Source organism: Roseixanthobacter liquoris, from assembly GCF_043195135.2.
Lineage (GTDB): Bacteria > Pseudomonadota > Alphaproteobacteria > Rhizobiales > Xanthobacteraceae > NCEH01.
Genome location: NZ_CM195537.1, coordinates 4,111,475 through 4,128,665 on the forward strand (window position 1 = coordinate 4,111,475; position 17,191 = coordinate 4,128,665).

General features: G+C 65.1%; 15 protein-coding genes and 1 tRNA gene. 9 read left to right on the top strand and 7 right to left on the bottom strand.

All coding sequences use genetic code 11. The features are described from left to right. Position 1: 1 nt before the first annotated feature. On the top strand, positions 2 to 3,169 hold the full coding sequence (locus V5F84_RS18510; protein ID WP_394041591.1) for an efflux RND transporter permease subunit: 3,168 nt from the start codon (positions 2 to 4) through the stop codon (positions 3,167 to 3,169). A gap of 63 nt (positions 3,170 to 3,232) precedes the next feature. On the opposite strand, the gene V5F84_RS18515 is transcribed toward V5F84_RS18510, so the two are convergent. Both V5F84_RS18515 and V5F84_RS18520 read right to left on the bottom strand, forming a co-directional pair. Next, positions 3,233 to 3,982, bottom strand: coding sequence for an SDR family NAD(P)-dependent oxidoreductase (locus tag V5F84_RS18515; RefSeq protein WP_394041592.1), 750 nt, complete (start codon positions 3,980 to 3,982; stop codon positions 3,233 to 3,235). A 141-nt stretch (positions 3,983 to 4,123) separates the two neighbouring features. After that, a complete protein-coding gene (locus tag V5F84_RS18520) occupies positions 4,124 to 4,417 on the bottom strand; it encodes an ArsR/SmtB family transcription factor (RefSeq protein WP_394041593.1) in 294 nt (97 codons plus the stop codon). A gap of 465 nt (positions 4,418 to 4,882) precedes the next feature. Here V5F84_RS18520 and V5F84_RS18525 point away from each other — a divergent pair, with 465 nt between their 5' ends. The 3 genes from V5F84_RS18525 to V5F84_RS18535 are packed head-to-tail and all read left to right on the top strand — an operon-like array spanning position 4,883 to position 7,480. Next, on the top strand, positions 4,883 to 5,992 hold the full coding sequence (locus tag V5F84_RS18525; protein ID WP_509277218.1) for an ATP-binding cassette domain-containing protein: 1,110 nt from the start codon (positions 4,883 to 4,885) through the stop codon (positions 5,990 to 5,992). After that, positions 5,982 to 6,662, top strand: coding sequence for a methionine ABC transporter permease (locus V5F84_RS18530; RefSeq protein WP_394041595.1), 681 nt, complete (start codon positions 5,982 to 5,984; stop codon positions 6,660 to 6,662). The genes V5F84_RS18525 and V5F84_RS18530 overlap by 11 nt, the downstream gene beginning before the upstream one ends. 26 nt (positions 6,663 to 6,688) lie before the next feature. Then, positions 6,689 to 7,480 (top strand): MetQ/NlpA family ABC transporter substrate-binding protein, encoded by a 792-nt coding sequence (locus V5F84_RS18535; RefSeq protein WP_394041596.1) that lies wholly within the window; start codon positions 6,689 to 6,691, stop codon positions 7,478 to 7,480. A 131-nt stretch (positions 7,481 to 7,611) separates the two neighbouring features. Here the strand turns inward: V5F84_RS18535 and V5F84_RS18540 are convergent, their stop codons facing one another. From V5F84_RS18540 to ettA, 3 genes are all read right to left on the bottom strand, one after another. Continuing rightward, positions 7,612 to 7,911: a hypothetical protein gene (locus V5F84_RS18540; RefSeq protein WP_394041597.1), complete on the bottom strand. Its 300-nt coding sequence runs from the start codon at positions 7,909 to 7,911 to the stop codon at positions 7,612 to 7,614. Positions 7,912 to 7,982: 71 nt separating this feature from the next. Continuing rightward, on the bottom strand, positions 7,983 to 8,756 hold the full coding sequence (gene tam, locus V5F84_RS18545) for a trans-aconitate 2-methyltransferase (protein WP_394041598.1): 774 nt from the start codon (positions 8,754 to 8,756) through the stop codon (positions 7,983 to 7,985). A gap of 56 nt (positions 8,757 to 8,812) precedes the next feature. After that, positions 8,813 to 10,468: an energy-dependent translational throttle protein EttA gene (gene ettA / locus V5F84_RS18550; RefSeq protein ID WP_394041599.1), complete on the bottom strand. Its 1,656-nt coding sequence runs from the start codon at positions 10,466 to 10,468 to the stop codon at positions 8,813 to 8,815. Positions 10,469 to 10,571: 103 nt separating this feature from the next. On the opposite strand from ettA, the gene V5F84_RS18555 reads away from it, so the two are divergent. Both V5F84_RS18555 and V5F84_RS18560 read left to right on the top strand, forming a co-directional pair. Continuing rightward, complete coding sequence (locus tag V5F84_RS18555; protein WP_394041600.1) at positions 10,572 to 11,126, top strand: cupin domain-containing protein; 555 nt, start codon at positions 10,572 to 10,574, stop codon at positions 11,124 to 11,126. Between the two features lie 176 nt (positions 11,127 to 11,302). Further along, positions 11,303 to 11,377: transfer RNA gene (locus tag V5F84_RS18560), tRNA-Gly, on the top strand. Between the two features lie 202 nt (positions 11,378 to 11,579). On the opposite strand, the gene V5F84_RS18565 is transcribed toward V5F84_RS18560, so the two are convergent. Together V5F84_RS18565 and V5F84_RS18570 are read right to left on the bottom strand one after the other, a co-directional pair. Next, positions 11,580 to 12,647, bottom strand: a complete 1,068-nt coding sequence (locus V5F84_RS18565) for a helix-turn-helix domain-containing protein (RefSeq protein ID WP_394041601.1) — start codon at positions 12,645 to 12,647, stop codon at positions 11,580 to 11,582. Between the two features lie 3 nt (positions 12,648 to 12,650). Further along, the gene (locus tag V5F84_RS18570) at positions 12,651 to 13,292 is read right to left on the bottom strand and encodes a hypothetical protein (RefSeq protein ID WP_394041602.1); all 642 of its coding nucleotides are present in this window, start codon (positions 13,290 to 13,292) and stop codon (positions 12,651 to 12,653) included. A 235-nt stretch (positions 13,293 to 13,527) separates the two neighbouring features. On the opposite strand from V5F84_RS18570, the gene V5F84_RS18575 reads away from it, so the two are divergent. The 3 genes from V5F84_RS18575 to V5F84_RS18585 are packed head-to-tail and all read left to right on the top strand — an operon-like array spanning position 13,528 to position 17,165. Further along, positions 13,528 to 14,412, top strand: coding sequence for a substrate-binding domain-containing protein (locus V5F84_RS18575; protein ID WP_394041603.1), 885 nt, complete (start codon positions 13,528 to 13,530; stop codon positions 14,410 to 14,412). Positions 14,413 to 14,416: 4 nt separating this feature from the next. After that, positions 14,417 to 15,856 carry a sensor histidine kinase gene (locus tag V5F84_RS18580; RefSeq protein WP_394041604.1) on the top strand — a complete coding sequence of 480 codons (1,440 nt, stop codon included), beginning with the start codon at positions 14,417 to 14,419 and terminating at the stop codon, positions 15,854 to 15,856. Further along, the gene (locus V5F84_RS18585) at positions 15,846 to 17,165 is read left to right on the top strand and encodes a sigma-54-dependent transcriptional regulator (protein WP_394041605.1); all 1,320 of its coding nucleotides are present in this window, start codon (positions 15,846 to 15,848) and stop codon (positions 17,163 to 17,165) included. The genes V5F84_RS18580 and V5F84_RS18585 overlap by 11 nt, the downstream gene beginning before the upstream one ends. Positions 17,166 to 17,191: the final 26 nt, after the last annotated feature.

A 17,191-nucleotide genomic window follows, 5' to 3' on the forward strand; every position in this document is an offset into this window, starting at 1 on the left:
CATGGCCCTCAATATTTCCGCCTGGGCGATCCGCAAGCCCATCCCTTCCCTGGTCCTGTTCGTGGTTCTGACCGCGCTCGGCATCGTGCATTTCCGCTCGCTGCCGGTGACGCAGATGCCGAACATCGACGTGCCCATCGTCATGGTCTCCATCTCCCAGCCCGGCGCCGCGCCGAGCGAATTGGAGACCCAGATCACCAAGAAGGTGGAGAATGCCGTCGCCGGCGTCTCGGGGGTGAAGCACATCACGTCCTCGCTGTCGGAAGGCTCCTCCGTCACCACCATCGAATTCCATCTGGAAACGGCGGTGGACCGGGCGGTGAACGACACCCGGGACGCGGTCACCAAGATCCGCACCGAACTGCCCCAGGCCATCGAGGAGCCGCTGATCCAGCGGGTGGACATCGAGGGCCTGCCCATCGTCACGTTCGCGGTGGCCTCGCCCACCATGAATGCGGAGGAACTCTCCTGGTTCGTGGACGATACGGTGGCCCGCACGCTCCAGGGCATTCGCGGCGTCGCGCAGGTGAAGCGCGAAGGGGGCGTGGATCGCGAGATCCGCGTCGCCCTCGATCCCGACCGGCTGATGTCGCTCGGCATCACGGCGGCGGAGGTCTCGCGCCAATTGCGCGCCACCAATGTGGATGTCTCGGGCGGGCGCGGCGAGGTCGGCACGCAGGAACAGTCCATCCGCACGCTGGCCGGCGCCGCCAGCGTGGACGATCTCGCGGAAACCCGCATCGTGCTGTCCAACGGGCGCTATGTGCGGCTGAAGGACCTCGGCACGGTCACCGACGGGGCGGCCGAGCAGCGCGTGTTCGCGCGCCTCGACGGGCGGCCGGTGGTGGCGTTCGGCGTCTATCGCGCCAAGGGCTTTTCCGACGTGGTGGTCTATGACCGCACCCAGGCCGAGGTGGCGAAGCTGATGGCGTCCCATCCCGAGGTGTCCATCACCATGATCGACACCACGGTGCGCTACACCAAGGCGGACTACCAATCCGCCATGCATACGCTGATCGAAGGCGCGATCCTCGCGGTGATCGTGGTGTTCATCTTCCTGCGGGACTGGCGCGCCACGCTCATCACGACGCTGGCGATCCCGCTCTCCATCCTGCCCACCTTCTGGGTGATGGACGCGCTCGGCTTCTCGCTGAACGCGGTGAGCCTGCTCGCCATCACGCTGGTCACCGGCATCCTGGTGGACGACGCCATCGTCGAGATCGAGAATATCGTGCGCCACATGCGCCAGGGGAAATCCCCCTATCGCGCGGCCATCGAGGCGGCGGACGAGATCGGCCTCGCGGTGGTGGCGACCACCCTCACCATCGCCGCGGTGTTCGTGCCGGTGTCCTTCATGGGCGGCATCGCGGGGCAATATTTCAAGCAGTTCGGCATCACGGTCGCGGTGGCGGTGCTGTTCTCGCTCGCGGTGGCGCGGCTCATCACGCCGCTGATGGCGGCCTATTTCCTGCGCGACCACGGCCATCGGGAAACCGGCGACGGCTTCATCATGCGCCATTACATGCGCCTGCTGGGCTGGTCGGTGCGCCATCGCTTCGCGACCATCGCCATGGGCTTCGGCGTATTTGCCGGCACCATCTTCCTCTCCACCCTGCTGCCCTCGGGCTTCCTGCCGACCAACGACATCTCGCGCTCCATGCTCTCCATCGAGATGCCGCCGGGCACCACGCTCGCGGAAACCCAGGCGGTGGCGGACAAGATCACGGCCGACCTGCTGAAGCAGCCGGAGGTGGCGAGCGTCTATGCCACCGCCGGCACCGGCGGACAGGGCGGCATGGCGATGATGGCGAGCGAGGTGCGCAAGGCGCAGATCGTCGTCAACCTCAAGCCGCGCCACGAGCGCAGCATCGACCAGAAGACCTTCGAATCCCGCCTCCACGACGAGCTGGCGGCGCTGCCCGACATGCGCTTCACCTGGAGCCCCAACGGGCAGGCGGCGCAGCGCGGCTTTTCCATGATCCTTTCCGGCAATGACGGCGAGGCGGTGGAACAGGCGGCCCTGAAGCTGGAGAAGGAGGTGCGCGACCACGTGCCCACCCTCGCCAACGTGGTCTCCAGCGCCGCGCTCGACCGGCCGGAAATCCGCATCGTGCCGAAGCTGGACCAGGCGGCGCAGCTCGGCGTCTCGGTGGACACCATCGCCGAGACGGTGCGCATCGCCACCATCGGCGACATCGCCGCGAACCTCGCCAAATTCTCCGCCAAGGACCGCCAGATCGACATCCGCGTGCAGATGGACGAGAAGGCGCGCGCCAAGCTCGCCACCTTCGACGCGTTGAAGGTGCCGACCTCAAAGCCCGGCGTCTCCGTGCCGCTCTCCTCGGTGGCGGACGTGCGGTTCGGCAAGGGCCCGACCTCGCTCGACCGCTATGATCGCGCGCGCCGGGTGGCGGTGGAGGCGGATCTGGTGGGAGAAACCCCGCTCGGCGCCGCCATCGAGGCGGTGCGCGCGCTGCCGGCCGCGAAAAGCCTGCCGCAGGGCGTCGCCCTGAAGGAATCCGGCGATGCGGAGATCATGGGCGAGGTGTTCTCCGGCTTCGCGCTCGCCATCGCGGCGGGCGTGATGCTGGTGCTCGCGGTGCTGGTGCTGCTGTTCCAGGACGTGTTGCAGCCGATCACCATCCTGGTGGCGCTGCCGCTGTCCGTGGGCGGGGCGTTCATCGCCTTGCTGCTGACGGGAAATTCCATCTCGCTGCCGGTGGTGATCGGCTTCCTGATGCTGATGGGCATCGTGACGAAGAACGCCATCCTGCTGGTGGATTTCGCCATCGAATCCATGGCCAAGGGCATGGACCGCACCACCGCGCTGATCGAATCCGGCCGCAAGCGCGCCCAGCCCATCGTCATGACCACCATCGCCATGGCGGCGGGCATGCTGCCGTCCGCGCTGGCGCTGGGGGAAGGCGGCTCGTTCCGCGCGCCCATGGCGATCGCGGTGATCGGCGGGCTGATCGCCTCCACCGTGCTATCGCTGGTTTTCGTGCCGGCGGTGTTCTCGGTGATGGACGATTTCAGCCATGTGATGGGCCGCCTGTTCGGGCGCTTCGTCGGCAAGCGCGACGAGCATCCCGGTCACGGGGGCGATGCGCACGGGCCGGACGCGCAGAGCGGGCAGAAGCACCTGCCCTTCCCCCGCGCGGCCGAATGACATCGCGCGCCCCGGCCGGAAGGGGAAAACGGCCGAGGCGCGCTTGCGCCGGAATGCCTGCGCTCAGCGCAGGCCGCCCGAAGCGAAGATGATCTCGCCGGTGAGCCAGCCCGCATCGGCGGAGGCGAGGAAGGCGGCGACGGTGGCGATATCCTGCGGCCGGCCGCCGCGGCCGAGCGGGGTCTTGGCGATCAGCTGCTGTTCCAGCTCGCTGCCGGTGATGTTCAGGCTCCGCGTGCCTTCCGTCTCCACCCCGCCGGGGCTGATGGCATTGACGCGGATCTGGCGCGGGCCGAGCTCGGTGGCGAGCACGCGCGTAATGGAATCCACCGCGCCCTTGGTGGCCGTGTAGACCGAAGCGCCCGGCAGCGAGACGGTGGTGACCGCCGAGGAAATATTGATGATGCTGCCGCCTGCGGCGGGGAAGTGCTTGACCGCCTCCCGGGTCGCCAGCAGCAGGCCGAGCACATTGGTGTCGAACTGGCGGTGGAAGTGCTCCTCGGTCACCTCCTCGATCGGCGCGAAATTGTAGATCCCGGCATTGTTCACCAGGATATCCACGCCGCCGAGCGCGGCCTTGGCTTCGCCGAACAGGCGCGCCACGTCGGCGGCCTTCGCCACATCACCCTGGACCGCAACCGCCTTGCCGCCGGCGGCGGTGATCTCCGCGACCACGCGGTCGGCGCCTTCCTTGCTGGAGGCATAGTTGACGGCCACCGCCGCGCCCTCCGCCGCAAGGCTTTTCGCGATGGCGGCGCCGATTCCCTTGGAGGCGCCGGTGACGACCGCGACCTTGCCTGAAAGCTTGCCCATCTCATCTCTCCTAACGGAATTCAGTTCGATAATTAGATAAACATCGAATTGATGTGGGGCGTAGATGGGAAGCCCCTCGGCCGATGCAAGGGGCATCCGCACGAAGGTGCGGCGCCGCCGGCGCGGCGGCTCGGATCGGGATCAGATCCGGGAAAGCTGCTCGAGATAGGCGGCCAGCACGTCGCGGCGCAGAATGAGCCTGGCGAACTTGCCCTCCCGCACGATGTCCACGAGGCCGGCGGTCTCAAGCTCCTTGAGATGGTGGGAGATGGTGGCGGCGCTGACGGCGTGGCATTCGGCCAGGGCGCTGCAGGCGAGATTCGCCCCGGCGGCGCCGATCTCCTTCAGCATCTGGTAGCGGCGCGGTTCCGCCAGGGCGCGGGCGATCTGAGCAAACTGCTTCTCGCTCAGATGAATGGGTTCCGCAGGCGACATGATTTTCAAAACTCGTGGGCGCAAGGGTCGTTTCGCGGCCGGCGCTGGGATCAATATGTGGTCGGCCCCGCGCTTTGACAACGCCGCCGGCACCCGCCCGCGCCGCGCCCGCGCGTTCCGCCACGCCGCAGGGGGCCGGCGAAAATCTATTTCACATTCATTTCAGGCGTCTTGACTTGTTCGCCAAAACGAACGATGTTGCGGCCAGGGAAACACCAACGATGGGTGCGGCCATGATGCGCTGCCTGTGTCTGCGAATGTGATTGCGGCCTGATTTGACCGCCGCGCCTTTTGCCGCCCGAAATTCCCTTCCAGCCGCCGATTGCCTGGGCCTTGTAACGGACCGCCAGGACGAACGCCTTCCGCGTTCATGATCGACGAAAGCCGGAGATGATCGTGACCGCCATCCTGCCTATTCTTGCCGCATCGGCACAGGACGCCGACCCCTCCGGAAGGCCCACGTCCGTGCAAGATCCGCTCGCACAAGATCCGCTCGCGCAAGATCCGCTCGCGAAAGATCCCCCTCGCCTTCCCGTGATCCGCTTCGAGCATGTGGGCAAGAGCTATGCCGCGCGCCAGGGCACGCCGCTCGTCGCGGCGCTGGACGATGTGGACCTGAACGTGCCGGAGGGGGCCATCGTCGGCGTCATCGGCCGTTCGGGCGCCGGCAAGTCCACCCTCATTCGCCTCGTGAACGGGCTGGAGCGCCCGACCTCCGGGCGCATCGTGGTGGACGGCACCGACATCACCGCTTTGTCGGAAAAGGGCCTGCGCGAGGCGCGCCGCTCCATCGGCATGATCTTCCAGCATTTCAACCTGCTGGCGCGCCGCACCGCCTATGAGAACGTGGCGCTGCCGCTGGAAATCGCCGGCGTCTCGCGCCGCGAGATCAAGGCGCGGGTGGAACCGCTGCTGGATCTGGTGGGCCTCGCCGACAAGCGCGACCGCTATCCCGCCGAACTTTCCGGCGGGCAGAAGCAGCGGGTCGGCATCGCCCGCGCGCTCGCCACCCGCCCGCGCGTCCTGCTCTCCGACGAAGCCACCTCCGCCCTCGACCCGGAGACCACGAACCAGATCCTCGCCTTGCTCCGCAAGGTGAATGCCGAACTCAAGCTCACCGTGCTGCTGATCACGCACGAAATGGCGGTCATCAAGGCGGTGGCGAGCCGGGTCGCGGTGCTGGACGGCGGGCGCATCGTCGAGGAAGGGCGCACGTTCGAAATCTTCGCGCACCCCCGCCATGCGACGACCAAAGCGTTTATTTCCGCCATCACCGGCGCCGCGCTGCCGGCGCAGGTGGCGGATCGCCTGAGGCCGGTCCGCGTCGGCGAGGCGCAGGCGGTGCTGCGCATCGTCTTCACCGGCACCCATGCCACCGATCCCGTGCTGTCGCGCGTCTCGCGCCTGCTGGGGGTGGACGTGAACATCATCCAAGCCCAGGTGGACGACATCGCCGGCGAGCCGTTCGGCGTCATCGTGGTGTCGGTCCCGGGCGATGTGGCGACCGTCGCGGCCGTGCAGGCCGCCGTCACCGGGCTTGGCCTCGGCGTGGAGGTGCTTGGCTATGTTTCCTGAAATCCTGCCCCCCGCCATCGTCGACCTGCTGATCGAGGCCACCCGCCAGACCCTCTACATGGTCGCCGTCGCCGGGCTCATCGGCACCGCCATCGGCCTGCCTTTGGGCGTGTTCCTGGCCACCAGTCGCAGCGGCGAATTGTTCGCCGCGCCGGTGCTGAACCACGCGCTCGGGCTGGTGGTGAATGCCGCCCGCTCCACCCCCTTCATCATCCTGGTGGTGGCGATCATCCCCTTCACCCGGCTGATCGCCGGCACGTCCATCGGCACCAATGCGGCCATCGTGCCGCTGACGGTTGCCGCCGCGCCCTTCATCGCCCGGCTGATCGAGGGCGCGATCCGCGAGGTGGACCAGGGCCTGGTGGAGGCCGCCCGCGCCATGGGGGCGAGCCCGCTCCAGATCGTCGGCAAGGTGCTGCTGCCGGAAGCTTTGCCCGCCATCACCCTTGCCCTCACCCTGGCGGTTGTCAGCCTGCTCGGCTATTCGGCCATGGTGGGCGCGGTGGGCGGCGGCGGCCTCGGCGACCTCGGCATCCGCTTCGGCTACCAGCGCTTCATGCCCGACGTGATGGCCGCCGTGGTGATCGTCCTGATCCTCCTGGTGCAGGCGGTGCAAAGCTTCGGCGACCTGCTGGCGCGCCGCCTCGACAAGCGCAACCGGCGCGATTGATCCCATCCTTCAAGGAGTCCCCGACCATGAAAGTCCGCTTCCGCGCGCTCGCGACCGCGCTCACCCTCTCGTTCGTCCTGACGAACGCCCCCGCCTTCGCCGAGACCATTTCCGTCGGCGTCACGCCTGGTCCCCACGCCCAGATCCTGGAGGCGGTGAAGCCCATCGCCGCCAAGCAGGGCCTGGACATCAAAATCGTCGAATTTTCCGACTATGTGGTGCCGAACACCGCGCTGGAATCCGGCGAGCTCCAGGCAAATTCGTTCCAGCACCAGCCCTATCTCGACAATCAGGTGGCGGATCGCGGCTACAAGATCGTCTCGGTGGGCCAGACGGTGAACTTCCCCATCGGCATTTATTCCAAGAAGTTCAAGAGCCTGGACGATCTGCCGGCGGGCGCCACCATCGCCATTCCCAACGATCCCACCAATGGCGGGCGCGTGCTGCTGCTGCTGGCGGACAAGGGCTATATCAAGCTGCGCGACGGCGTCGGCTTCAAGCCGAGCGTGGCGGACATCGTTGAAAACAAGAAGAAGTTCAAGGTCGTCGAAATCGACGCCGCCCAGCTCCCACGCTCCCTGCCGGATGTGGACGCGGCCGGCATCAACACCAATTATGCCAAGGAAGCCGGGCTCGACCCGGTGAAGGACCCGATCCTGCGCGAAGATCCGAAGGGGCCCTATGTCAATGTCATCGCCGTGCGCACGCAAGACAAGGACAAGCCGTTCGTGAAGATCCTGGTGGAAAGCTATCGCTCACCGGAGGTGAAGGAGTTCATCCTCACCACCTTCAAGGGCGCTGTGCTGCCGAGCTGGTGAATTTTAGGACCGATGCCCCCTCTCCCCGCTGGGGAGAGGGCTGGGGTGAGGGGAAAGAGCGGATTTTGGCCCCCGCCCGCCTCACCCGCTCGCTGCGTGGTTGACCTCTCCCCGTGGGGAGAGGTGTATTTTCAGGCGTTGGCTTCGATGCGCGTGATGACGGCGGTGCGCGCCTCATCGATCTGCTGCTCGTAATTGTCCGCCAGCGGCTCGCCCAAGGCATTCTCCAGCACGCCGCGCACCGCATAGAGGGCGGCGAGTTCGGCGGGATGCTCCAGATCGTCGCGCGCGTCCTGCTCCGCCGGATCCGAGGTGATGCGGGAAATCAGATCCAGCAGCACCACGGCCACCGAACGATCCAGCGTCATCACCACATCGCCGCTCGGCAAGCTGACGGAATCGGTGAGCGGCTCGTTCTGGGGCGCGGACATGGGCATCTTTCCGTTCAGGCAGCGATGAAGCAAAGTCTATAGGGCGTTTGCGGCGAGGGCGCGACCGTGCGTCAGCGCCGGGCGATCAGAAACAGGCGCGGGAAGGCGAGCAGGGCCTTGCCGTCCGCCCGCAGGGGATAGGCGGCCGAAAGGCGCGCCTGATAGGCGGCGAGAAATTCCACACGCTCCGCCGCGTCCAGGGGATCGAGAAACGGGCGCAGGCCCGTGGACTTCAGCCATTCCACGATCGCGCCGTGCCCGTCCAGCGGGTGATAATAGGTGGTGCGCCAGATATCCACCTGCGCCGCGCGGGCGATCAGCAGGTTGTAATAATCCCCCGCCCCCGGCAGCTCGGTGCGCGCGCCCGCGGCCTGCGCGAGCTTTCCCGCCCACGGCCCGTCCTGGGCGGTCTCGCGCATGGCGGCATGGGAGGGCTGGTCGAGATTGTCCGGCATCTGCACCGCCAGCACGCCGCCGGGCGCCAGCAGGGACAGCAGGCGCGGAAACAGCCCCGCATGGTCCGGCACCCATTGCAGCACCGCATTGGCGAAGATCAGGTCCGCCGGCCGGTCGAGCGTGAAGGTGGAGGCATCGCCGAGCGTGAAGGTCGCGCCCGGCAGGCGCGTGCGGGCCGCCTCCAGCATGGCGGGCGAGGTGTCGATGCCGAGCACCGCGGCGCCGGGAAAGCGCTGCGCCACAAGCTCGGTGGAATTGCCCGGACCGCAGCCGAGGTCCACCGCGAAGGCCGCCTCGGCGAGCGGCACATGGGCCAGGAGATCCCGCGCCGGGCGGGTGCGCTCATCCTCGAACTTGAGATATTGGCGGGCGTTCCAATCCTCGGCCATGGCAGCACTCCGCATTTCAAAGCAGAAAGGCGGGCGGCACGCCGCCCGCCTTTCGGTCAGCGGCCGAACTTCTTGTAGTGGATGCGCTTCGGGATGATGGAATCGATGCCGAGGCGCCGCTTCTTGTCTTCCTCATAGTCCGCGAAATTGCCCTCGAACCATTCCACATGGCTGTCGCCCTCGAAGGCCAGCATGTGGGTGGCGATGCGATCCAGGAAGAAGCGATCATGGGAGATGATGACGGCGCAGCCGGCATAATCTTCCAGCGCCTCTTCCAGCGCCCGCAGGGTTTCCACGTCGAGGTCGTTGGTCGGTTCGTCGAGCAGCAGCACGTTGCCGCCGCGCTGGAGCGTGCGGGCGAGATGCACGCGGTTGCGCTCGCCGCCCGAGAGCATGCCGACCTTCTTCTGCTGGTCGCCGCCCTTGAAGTTGAAGGCCGCGCAATAGGCGCGCGAAGGAATTTCCTTCTTGCCCACATAGATGATCTCGTTGCCGCCGGAGATTTCCTCCCAGACGGTCTTCTTGTCGTCCAGCGCGTCGCGGCTCTGGTCCACATAGCCGAGCTTCACCGACTCGCCGATGGTGATCGAGCCGCCGTCGGGCTTCTCCTGGCCGGTGATCATGCGGAACAGCGTGGTCTTGCCCGCGCCGTTGGGCCCGATGACGCCGACGATGCCGCCCGGCGGCAGCTTGAAGGAGAGATCGTCGATCAGCAGGCGGTCGCCGAACGCCTTGTTGAGATGGTCGAAGGCGATGACATTCTGGCCCAGGCGCTCGGCCACGGGGATGACGATCTGGGTGGCCGAGGGCATGCGCTCGGAGGCCTTCTCCAGCAATTCCTCATAGCGCTGGATACGCGCCTTGCTCTTGGCCTGACGGGCGCGGGGCGAGGTGCCCATCCATTCCTGCTCGCGGGCGAGCGCGCGCTGGCGCGCCTCGTCCTCGCGGCCTTCCTGGGTCAGGCGCTTCTGCTTCTGGCCGAGCCAGGAGGAATAATTGCCCTCGTAGGGGATGCCGCGGCCGCGATCCAGCTCCAGGATCCACCCGGTGACATTGTCGAGGAAGTAGCGGTCATGGGTGACGATCAGGATCGCACCCGGATAGGTGCGCAGATGGCCTTCCAGCCAGGCGGTGGTTTCCGCGTCCAGATGGTTGGTCGGTTCGTCGAGCAGCAGCAGTTCCGGCTGTTCGAGCAGCAGGCGGCACAGCGCGACGCGGCGGCGCTCGCCGCCGGAGAGCTTGGCAACGTCGGCATCGTCCGAGGGGACGCGCAGCGCGTCCATCGCCTGGTCCACCTTGCTGTCGAGATCCCACAGGCCCTGGCCTTCGATCTCGTCCTGGAGGCGGGTCATCTCGTCCGCCGTCTCGTCGGAATAATTCATGGCGAGCTCGTTGTAGCGATCGAGGATCGCCTTCTGCTTCGCCACGCCGTCCATGACGTTCTCGCGCACGGTCTTGGTGGGATCGAGCTGCGGCTCCTGGGCGAGATAGCCCACGCGCACGCCTTCCGCCGGCCGCGCCTCGCCGGTGAAGTCCTTGTCCATCCCGGCCATGATCTTCAGCAGGGTGGACTTACCGGCACCGTTCGCGCCCAGCACGCCGATCTTGGCGTCCGGGTAGAAAGACAGGTGCACATTGTCGAGCACCTTCTTGCCGCCTGGATAGGCCTTGGTGAGGCCATGCATGTGATAGGCATATTGATAGGACGCCATGCGCCACCGGCTCCGGAAAAGGGATGCAGGAAAGTTGCCGCCGTTCTAGCCTCCTGTGAAGACGCGGGCAAGCAAGCCCGTCGCCGTTCCTGAGGAGGCGCACATGGGCGGACCGCACGACCATCCCCACCCGCACGATCATCCCCACCCGCACGACGAGCACGCGCACGGCCCGCAGGCGGACGACACGCCCATCCCCTCCCCCGGCATCGACTGGCGCGCCCAGGGCGTGAAGGTGGTTCCCGGCGACAGCCTCGACCCCAACACGGCCCAGACGCCGGGCATGAACCGCGCCACCGCCATCAATCGCGCCCGCGCCGGCGCCGAGAAGCTGTGGGCCGGCACGGTGCATATCCATCCCGACGCCAAGACCGGCGCGCATCACCACGGCGATCTGGAAAGCGTGATCTTCGTGGTGAAGGGCAAGGCGCGCATGCGCTGGGGCGACCATCTGGAATTCACCGCCGAGGCCGGCCCCGGCGATTTCATCTATGTGCCGCCGTACGTGCCGCACCAGGAAATCAACGCATCGCCCGACGAAACGCTGGAATGCGTGCTGGTGCGCTCGGGGCAGGAACCCGTTGTGGTGAACCTCGATATCGAGCCTGTGGAAAAACCCACCGCCGTCAAATGGATCGACTCGATCCACAAGGAATGAGCCGGCGAAAGGGTTTGCGGGCCATTCGCGGGCACCGGGGCGCGGCGATCGCCGGCGCCGCGCGGCGGATTTTTCCCCAGGCCGGCGAGAAACGCCGTGAAAGCCTGTTGCAATCCCGATTTCGTTTTGGCATAGACACGCACCTGCCCGGCGGCACACCGCCACGGCAGATGGATGCGGGTGTAGCTCAGGGGTAGAGCACAACCTTGCCAAGGTTGGGGTCGAGGGTTCGAATCCCTTCGCCCGCTCCAAAATTCTCTAAATAAATCAAGAAGATACAAGATGGCCGCCTTGGGCGGCCTTTTTGTTTTTCGGCCGTGGTGTCCACATGGTGTCCACCGATCGCCAAGTGGGTGCGGTCCTCACTCAACGCCGTCCTTCGGATCGCGAGGGTTGCTGGTTTGAATTTGAGACTGGAAGCACCTACGCGACAGCTAAGCCCCGAGGGCACAATCACGGAACTAGCCGGAGAGACGAACCGCCGACAGATGGTGGATTCACATCCCCGGTGAGCCCGAACAGCAGATTGTCGAGTTCTGCCTCAGGGATATCCAGGCGGGCTGCCACGTGTTGGCGCGTTACGCCCTCCCGCCAAAGCTCCGTAAGCACACGCTGCCATATCGCAGAACGCTCTGGTGGTAGACCGTCAGGCTCGTTGGTGCCGAAGCGCTTGTTTATCTGGATGCAGAACGTCCGGTAATTCCAATCGGTAATCCGGCCTATCCGGTGGAGGCGATGCGCAAGCGCAGCGACGGACACGCCCCATCGCTTCTTTGCCAACACCAACTGATCCAGGCTTCGGACAAATGGGACGGTCGCCACGACGTCGTCGTGAGGCATCAGGAACGATGATGCAAACGCATGTGCTTCAAGCTCGGCAGCACGTCCTTGATTGGGGCCGCCATGCTTGTGCAGGACGAGGTGGGCCAGTTCATGAGCAGCGTCGAACCGGCTGCGCTCCGTGGTTTTGAAGGTGTTGAGGAAGACATACGGTTCACCATCATGCCAGCAGGAAAAGGCATCCACATTCTTCGTGTTCTCGGCCAGCGAGAAGACGCGGACGCCCTTCGTCTCAAGCAGCTTGATCATATGGGAGATCGGCCGCTCGCCGATCGCCCAATGCTGGCGTAGCGCACGTGCAGCTCCAGCGGGATCGCGTTCATGGCTGAGGTCGAGCAGGTCTGGCTGAGGTAGAACGAACCTCTCCCGCACCCAGGCTGACATCTCGAAGGCCAATGAGCCGGCGGCGAGCGCCGCGTCGCGCTCTCGCGCCGACATCGCCGTCAGGCTCCGGAAGCTGGCGGCATCAGCGCTGATCGGCGCCGCGTCGTCCCGGAAAAAGAACTCCCGCGGGAATCCCAGCGCGCGCACCAAACCGTCGACCGTGTCTTCATCCGGAACCTGCTGCCCGTTGACGACACGCGACAAGGTGACCGGCGATATGCCGGCCCGCTCGGCGAGAGCCTTGGCGGTCAACCGCTGCCGCTTCCGCGCGAGCTCCATTCTGCCAATGTTGAACATGGCCTAGCGACGCAAAACAGCAGGCTCGAACTCGATGCCATCCGGACGATCGCTATCAAGGATGGTATCCGCCGGCCATTCACCACCACCGAGGATGAAGATGCGCTCGATAAAGCCCTCGAAATTGCCGCCGGAAATGCCCGAAGGCAGCGACAACTCGGCACGGACATCATCACCTTGAACCGACACGCAGAAGAACCATACGCCGGTCCGGAGCTCAGCCAGCCCCTGATCTCGCGCCGCGGACATTTCTTCCTCGGGGAACAGCCCGGTCTGTCCCACCGCAATGATACGGTCGGCGCCGGAACCTTTCCCGGAAACCGCTTGCGGCTTGTGCAACTTGTCGGCGGCAAGGTCGACGCTTTGATAGACCACCTTGAGCGGGCTATCCGGATGCTTGACGGATTCGACGTTATTCTCGCGATAATTGACCCAGCCGATTGCTCGGAAAAGTTGCCGCACATACCGGGTGCCGTAGATGTAGGCGAGCTGCCCTTCAGCAGAAGCGGGATCATCGGCGATCGCGTCGGCACGCGCAGCGACCACGCCGCGCACGACCTCGAGAAGCGCCTGGCGCGTGACGCCGAACTCGGCGAGACGAGCATCAACTTCAGGATGATCGGCAAGCACGCGAACCGCAGCCATCGAATCGCTCCTGCGATAATTTTCTAAGCCTCATTTGTGGAGGAAAAAATTATCGCGTGCAACTGTTTTGGTCGGGCGGTTGGAGTCGGCGGACGATTGGAAGGGGGCAGGCAGACGAGACTATTATAATACCATTCATAAGTAGTATCGCGATCAGGTTGCGCGCTTCGGAGTTCCCCTTTGCGATCCCCGGCGCTATTGTCTGGAAAAAGAAAAATTAAAATAGGGGAGAATGATGGACAACGGCGCCAATACGCGGTTCGACCGACGAACCATGCTTGGCGCAGGCGTGTCCTTTTTGTTGTCGCCGCGCTTCAGTTTTGCACGAGAGATGTCGTCCGAACTCTCGATCCGGTTTGGCCTCACACCTGTCTTCCTGACATCCGACCTTGAGCTTCTCGGACGCCTGCAAGCCTATCTGCAACGAGCAACCGGAAGTCCGGTCGACCTGATCACGCGGCGCACCTATCAGGAAATTACGACCCTCCTGGTATCGGGGCAATTGGATGCGGCGTGGATATGCGGCTATCCGTTCGTGGTGCACCGCAGCCAGCTTCAGCTCGTCGCGGTGCCGCTCTGGCACGGAAAACCGCTCTACCAATCTTATCTGATCGTCGATCGTGATCGCCGGGCGGAGAGCCTGACGGATCTGCGCGGTGACATTCACGCCTTCTCCGACCCGGATTCGAACTCCGGCTTCCTCGTCACGCGTGCCGCACTGGCGGAGCAAGGCCTGAGGCCGGAGACCTTTTTCTCCAAGATATTCTACACTTACGGCCACCGCAACGTGATCCGAGCGGTTGCATCGGGTCTCGCAGGATCGGGGTCAGTCGACGGTTATGTCTATGATGTCGTGGCCGAACTTGAGCCGGAACTCACCTCGGGGATCCGCATTCTGCGAAGGTCAGAATGGCTTGGGTTTCCACCTATCGCCGCGCCCCGCATTCCGGTTGACGAAAACCGCCTTGCGGCATTGACCGCGGCGCTGCTGCGAATGGGTAATGATCCCGACGGACGCGCCGCGCTCTCCATGCTTCGCCTGGACGGGTTTGCGGTCGAGCCGCCGACGCTTTTCGATGCGATCGCGGCGAAGGCCGCGCTCGTGGCAGCGTCAGGGTAACGCCATGCAAATCCGCCTCGATCCACGTAGGTGGCCGATCGCCCTCAAGGTCCCGCTTGCGGTGATGATCCTGATGATGCTGGTCGGCCTCGTGCTTTCGGAGCGCGTGCTGGCACGCTTGTCGGAGACGCAGGAACAGCATGTGCGCGAGTTAGCGCAGAGCTATCTCGACAGTCTCTCGTCGGCGGTCACCTCATCGATCCTGCGCGAGGATACATGGGAGGTTTTCGAGGCCATCACGCAAGCCCAGAAGCTAAACAAAGGCCTTCGACCGACGGAAGCGATCGTGACCAATGCAGAAGGACGGGTCATCGCGGCGTCGAACCCGCGAATGCATCCGATAGGATCGAGCGTCGCGCTCGCAGACGCGCGGCAGCAGTTTCATTTCGAGGCCGGCGCGGACGCGGCGAACGCAACGCGGGTGCTCGCCTATCCCGGCCGCGTGGTCGGGGTCATCCATGCCACCTTCGACACGCGTCACCTTGCGACGGAACGCCGTGACGTCCTCATCGCCCTCGTCGTGACCAATGGGCTGCTCACGCTTCTGCTCGCCATTGCGGGCTGGTTCGTGGTCGCTCGAATGATCGCACCGGTCAGGATCCTTGCGGATCATCTCGGTGCAGCCCGCGAAGGGTTCGCGACGCCCATAGAGGAGGCGGAGGTGGCGCGAAACGGCGAAGAGTTCGCCCACCTCTTCCGCTCCTACAATGCCCTCGTGCGCTCCATGCATGAGCGAGAGGATCTGGCCAAGAAGCTCGCGGACGAGCACCGACTCGGCAGCCTTGGGCGGCTCGCTTCGGCATTGGCGCATGAGATCAATAATCCCTTGGGCGGCCTATTCAATGCGCTCGCGACCCTCAAGACCCACGGTCATGTCGCAAGCGTGCGCGACAATGCGCTCGGCTTGCTTGATCGGGGCCTGGTCGGCATCCGCGACGTCGTCCGCACAACCCTCGCACTTCATCGCGCCGAGACGGTTCCGCGCGACCTGACGGGCACCGACATCGACGATCTTCGGCTACTCGTCGCGCCGGAAGCCCGACGCAAATCCGTGACGCTGACTGTCGTGAGCAAGATCGATGAGGAAGTCGCCCTGCCGAGTACGCCGGTCAGGCAGGCGATCCTTAATCTCCTCCTGAACGCCGTCGCTGCGGCACCCCACGGTTCCGAGGTCACATTGGAAGCGACCTTCGATGGCGTGAATATGTGGGTGTCGGTTCTAGACCAAGGGGCAGGCATCCCCGAAACGGCGGCGAACGCCCTGACGGGGAGCGATACGTCGCCACCGCTGCGCGAAGGCGGCGGCCTTGGATTGTGGACCACAAGGCGCATCATCGACGAACTCGGTGGAAAGGTCGAGGTCCGCTGGCCAAGCGTCGGGGGCACGCTGGTACGGGTCATTATCCCCACCATGCAGGACGTGGAGGTTTCCGATGCAGCCTGAAAGCCACGTCATCGGCCTCGTCGAAGATGATCCGATCATGGGCGAGAGCTTGGTCCAACGCCTCGCTCTTGAAGGTATGACGGTGCGATGGTGGCAGCGTGGACGCGACGCCGTTGACGAAATCCGCAATAGACGTTTCGAGGCAATCGTCTGCGATATCCGGCTTCCCGACCTCGACGGCGAGGCCTTATTTCGAGAGGCAGCGCGCGTTCCGGACGTCCCACCTTTCCTGTTCGTCACTGGTCATGCGGACATCGACCAAGCCGTCCGACTGATGCGCGCGGGTGCCGCCGACTACGTCACCAAGCCTTTCGAGATGGACGACTTCCTCACCCGCCTGACCGATCTGATCCGTCCGCATGGGGGTGATGCCGAGACCGTATTGGGCGTTTCCCCTGCGATGAAGGGGACCGAGCGGATGCTCCGCCGTATAGCTCGGATCGGTTCGAGCGTACTTATTTCTGGCGAGACCGGCACCGGCAAGGAGGTGGCCGCTAGATTCCTGCATGCCATGTCGGCTTATCCGACGGAACCCTTCATGGCGGTGAACTGCGCCGCGATCCCGGGCGAACTCTTGGAAAGCGAGCTCTTCGGGCACGAGAAGGGGGCGTTTTCGGGAGCGGGCCAGCGCCATAGTGGGTATGCCGAACGCGCCGGCGAGGGAACGCTCTTCCTCGATGAGATCGGAGAGCTGCGCTCCGAGCTTCAAGCGAAGCTCCTGCGCTTGATCGAGGACCGATCGTTTCATCGCGTCGGTGGCGAACGCCCGGTGCCGTTTCGCGGTCGGTTGGTCACCGCGACCAATGCCGACCTGCCGAAGCTCGTCGCCACAGGACGCTTTCGCGAGGACCTCTTCTACCGCATCAACGTGGTGTCGGTACGAATGCCTGCCTTGCGCGAGCGCCCAGAAGACCTTCCTTGGTTGCTGGAGCGCTTCTTCTCCGAATTCGTTTCCCGCTGCGAGACGCCCCTCAAGGGCATCAGTGCGCTGGCGGAGGAGACTGCCCTCGCGCATCAATGGCCCGGCAACGTCCGCGAGCTGCGTAACCGAATGGAACGCGCAGTGGCGCTGGCGCTCGGGCCATGGCTGATGCCGGGCGATCTTTTTCCGGAAATCGAGGCTTCGCCTGCGGCGGCGCACGTGCTTGGTTCGCTTGAGGATGTCCGGCTCGAAGCCGAGAAACGGCATATTCTCCGAGCGCTGGCATTGACTGGCGGAGAGATCATCCCGGCCGCGAAAGCGCTCGGCATCGGTCGCACCACGCTTTGGGAAAAGATGCGCCGGCTAGGGTTGAACCCCGATAACTGAGGTCGACGTCTCCCCACTGGCCGCAT

Bases quoted from the DNA above. Each gene is read 5' to 3' on its own strand.
- V5F84_RS18580 (WP_394041604.1), top strand. From the start codon at position 14,417: ATGCAAATCCGCCTCGATCCACGTAGGTGGCCGATCGCCCTCAAGGTC.
- V5F84_RS18555 (WP_394041600.1), top strand. From the start codon at position 10,572: ATGGGCGGACCGCACGACCATCCCCACCCGCACGATCATCCCCACCCG.
- V5F84_RS18585 (WP_394041605.1), top strand. From the start codon at position 15,846: ATGCAGCCTGAAAGCCACGTCATCGGCCTCGTCGAAGATGATCCGATC.
- V5F84_RS18520 (WP_394041593.1), bottom strand. From the start codon at position 4,417: ATGTCGCCTGCGGAACCCATTCATCTGAGCGAGAAGCAGTTTGCTCAG.
- V5F84_RS18565 (WP_394041601.1), bottom strand. From the start codon at position 12,647: ATGTTCAACATTGGCAGAATGGAGCTCGCGCGGAAGCGGCAGCGGTTG.
- V5F84_RS18530 (WP_394041595.1), top strand. From the start codon at position 5,982: ATGTTTCCTGAAATCCTGCCCCCCGCCATCGTCGACCTGCTGATCGAG.
- V5F84_RS18575 (WP_394041603.1), top strand. From the start codon at position 13,528: ATGGACAACGGCGCCAATACGCGGTTCGACCGACGAACCATGCTTGGC.
- V5F84_RS18515 (WP_394041592.1), bottom strand. From the start codon at position 3,982: ATGGGCAAGCTTTCAGGCAAGGTCGCGGTCGTCACCGGCGCCTCCAAG.
- V5F84_RS18535 (WP_394041596.1), top strand. From the start codon at position 6,689: ATGAAAGTCCGCTTCCGCGCGCTCGCGACCGCGCTCACCCTCTCGTTC.
- tam (WP_394041598.1), bottom strand. From the start codon at position 8,756: ATGGCCGAGGATTGGAACGCCCGCCAATATCTCAAGTTCGAGGATGAG.
- ettA (WP_394041599.1), bottom strand. From the start codon at position 10,468: ATGGCGTCCTATCAATATGCCTATCACATGCATGGCCTCACCAAGGCC.
- V5F84_RS18510 (WP_394041591.1), top strand. From the start codon at position 2: ATGGCCCTCAATATTTCCGCCTGGGCGATCCGCAAGCCCATCCCTTCC.
- V5F84_RS18540 (WP_394041597.1), bottom strand. From the start codon at position 7,911: ATGTCCGCGCCCCAGAACGAGCCGCTCACCGATTCCGTCAGCTTGCCG.
- V5F84_RS18570 (WP_394041602.1), bottom strand. From the start codon at position 13,292: ATGGCTGCGGTTCGCGTGCTTGCCGATCATCCTGAAGTTGATGCTCGT.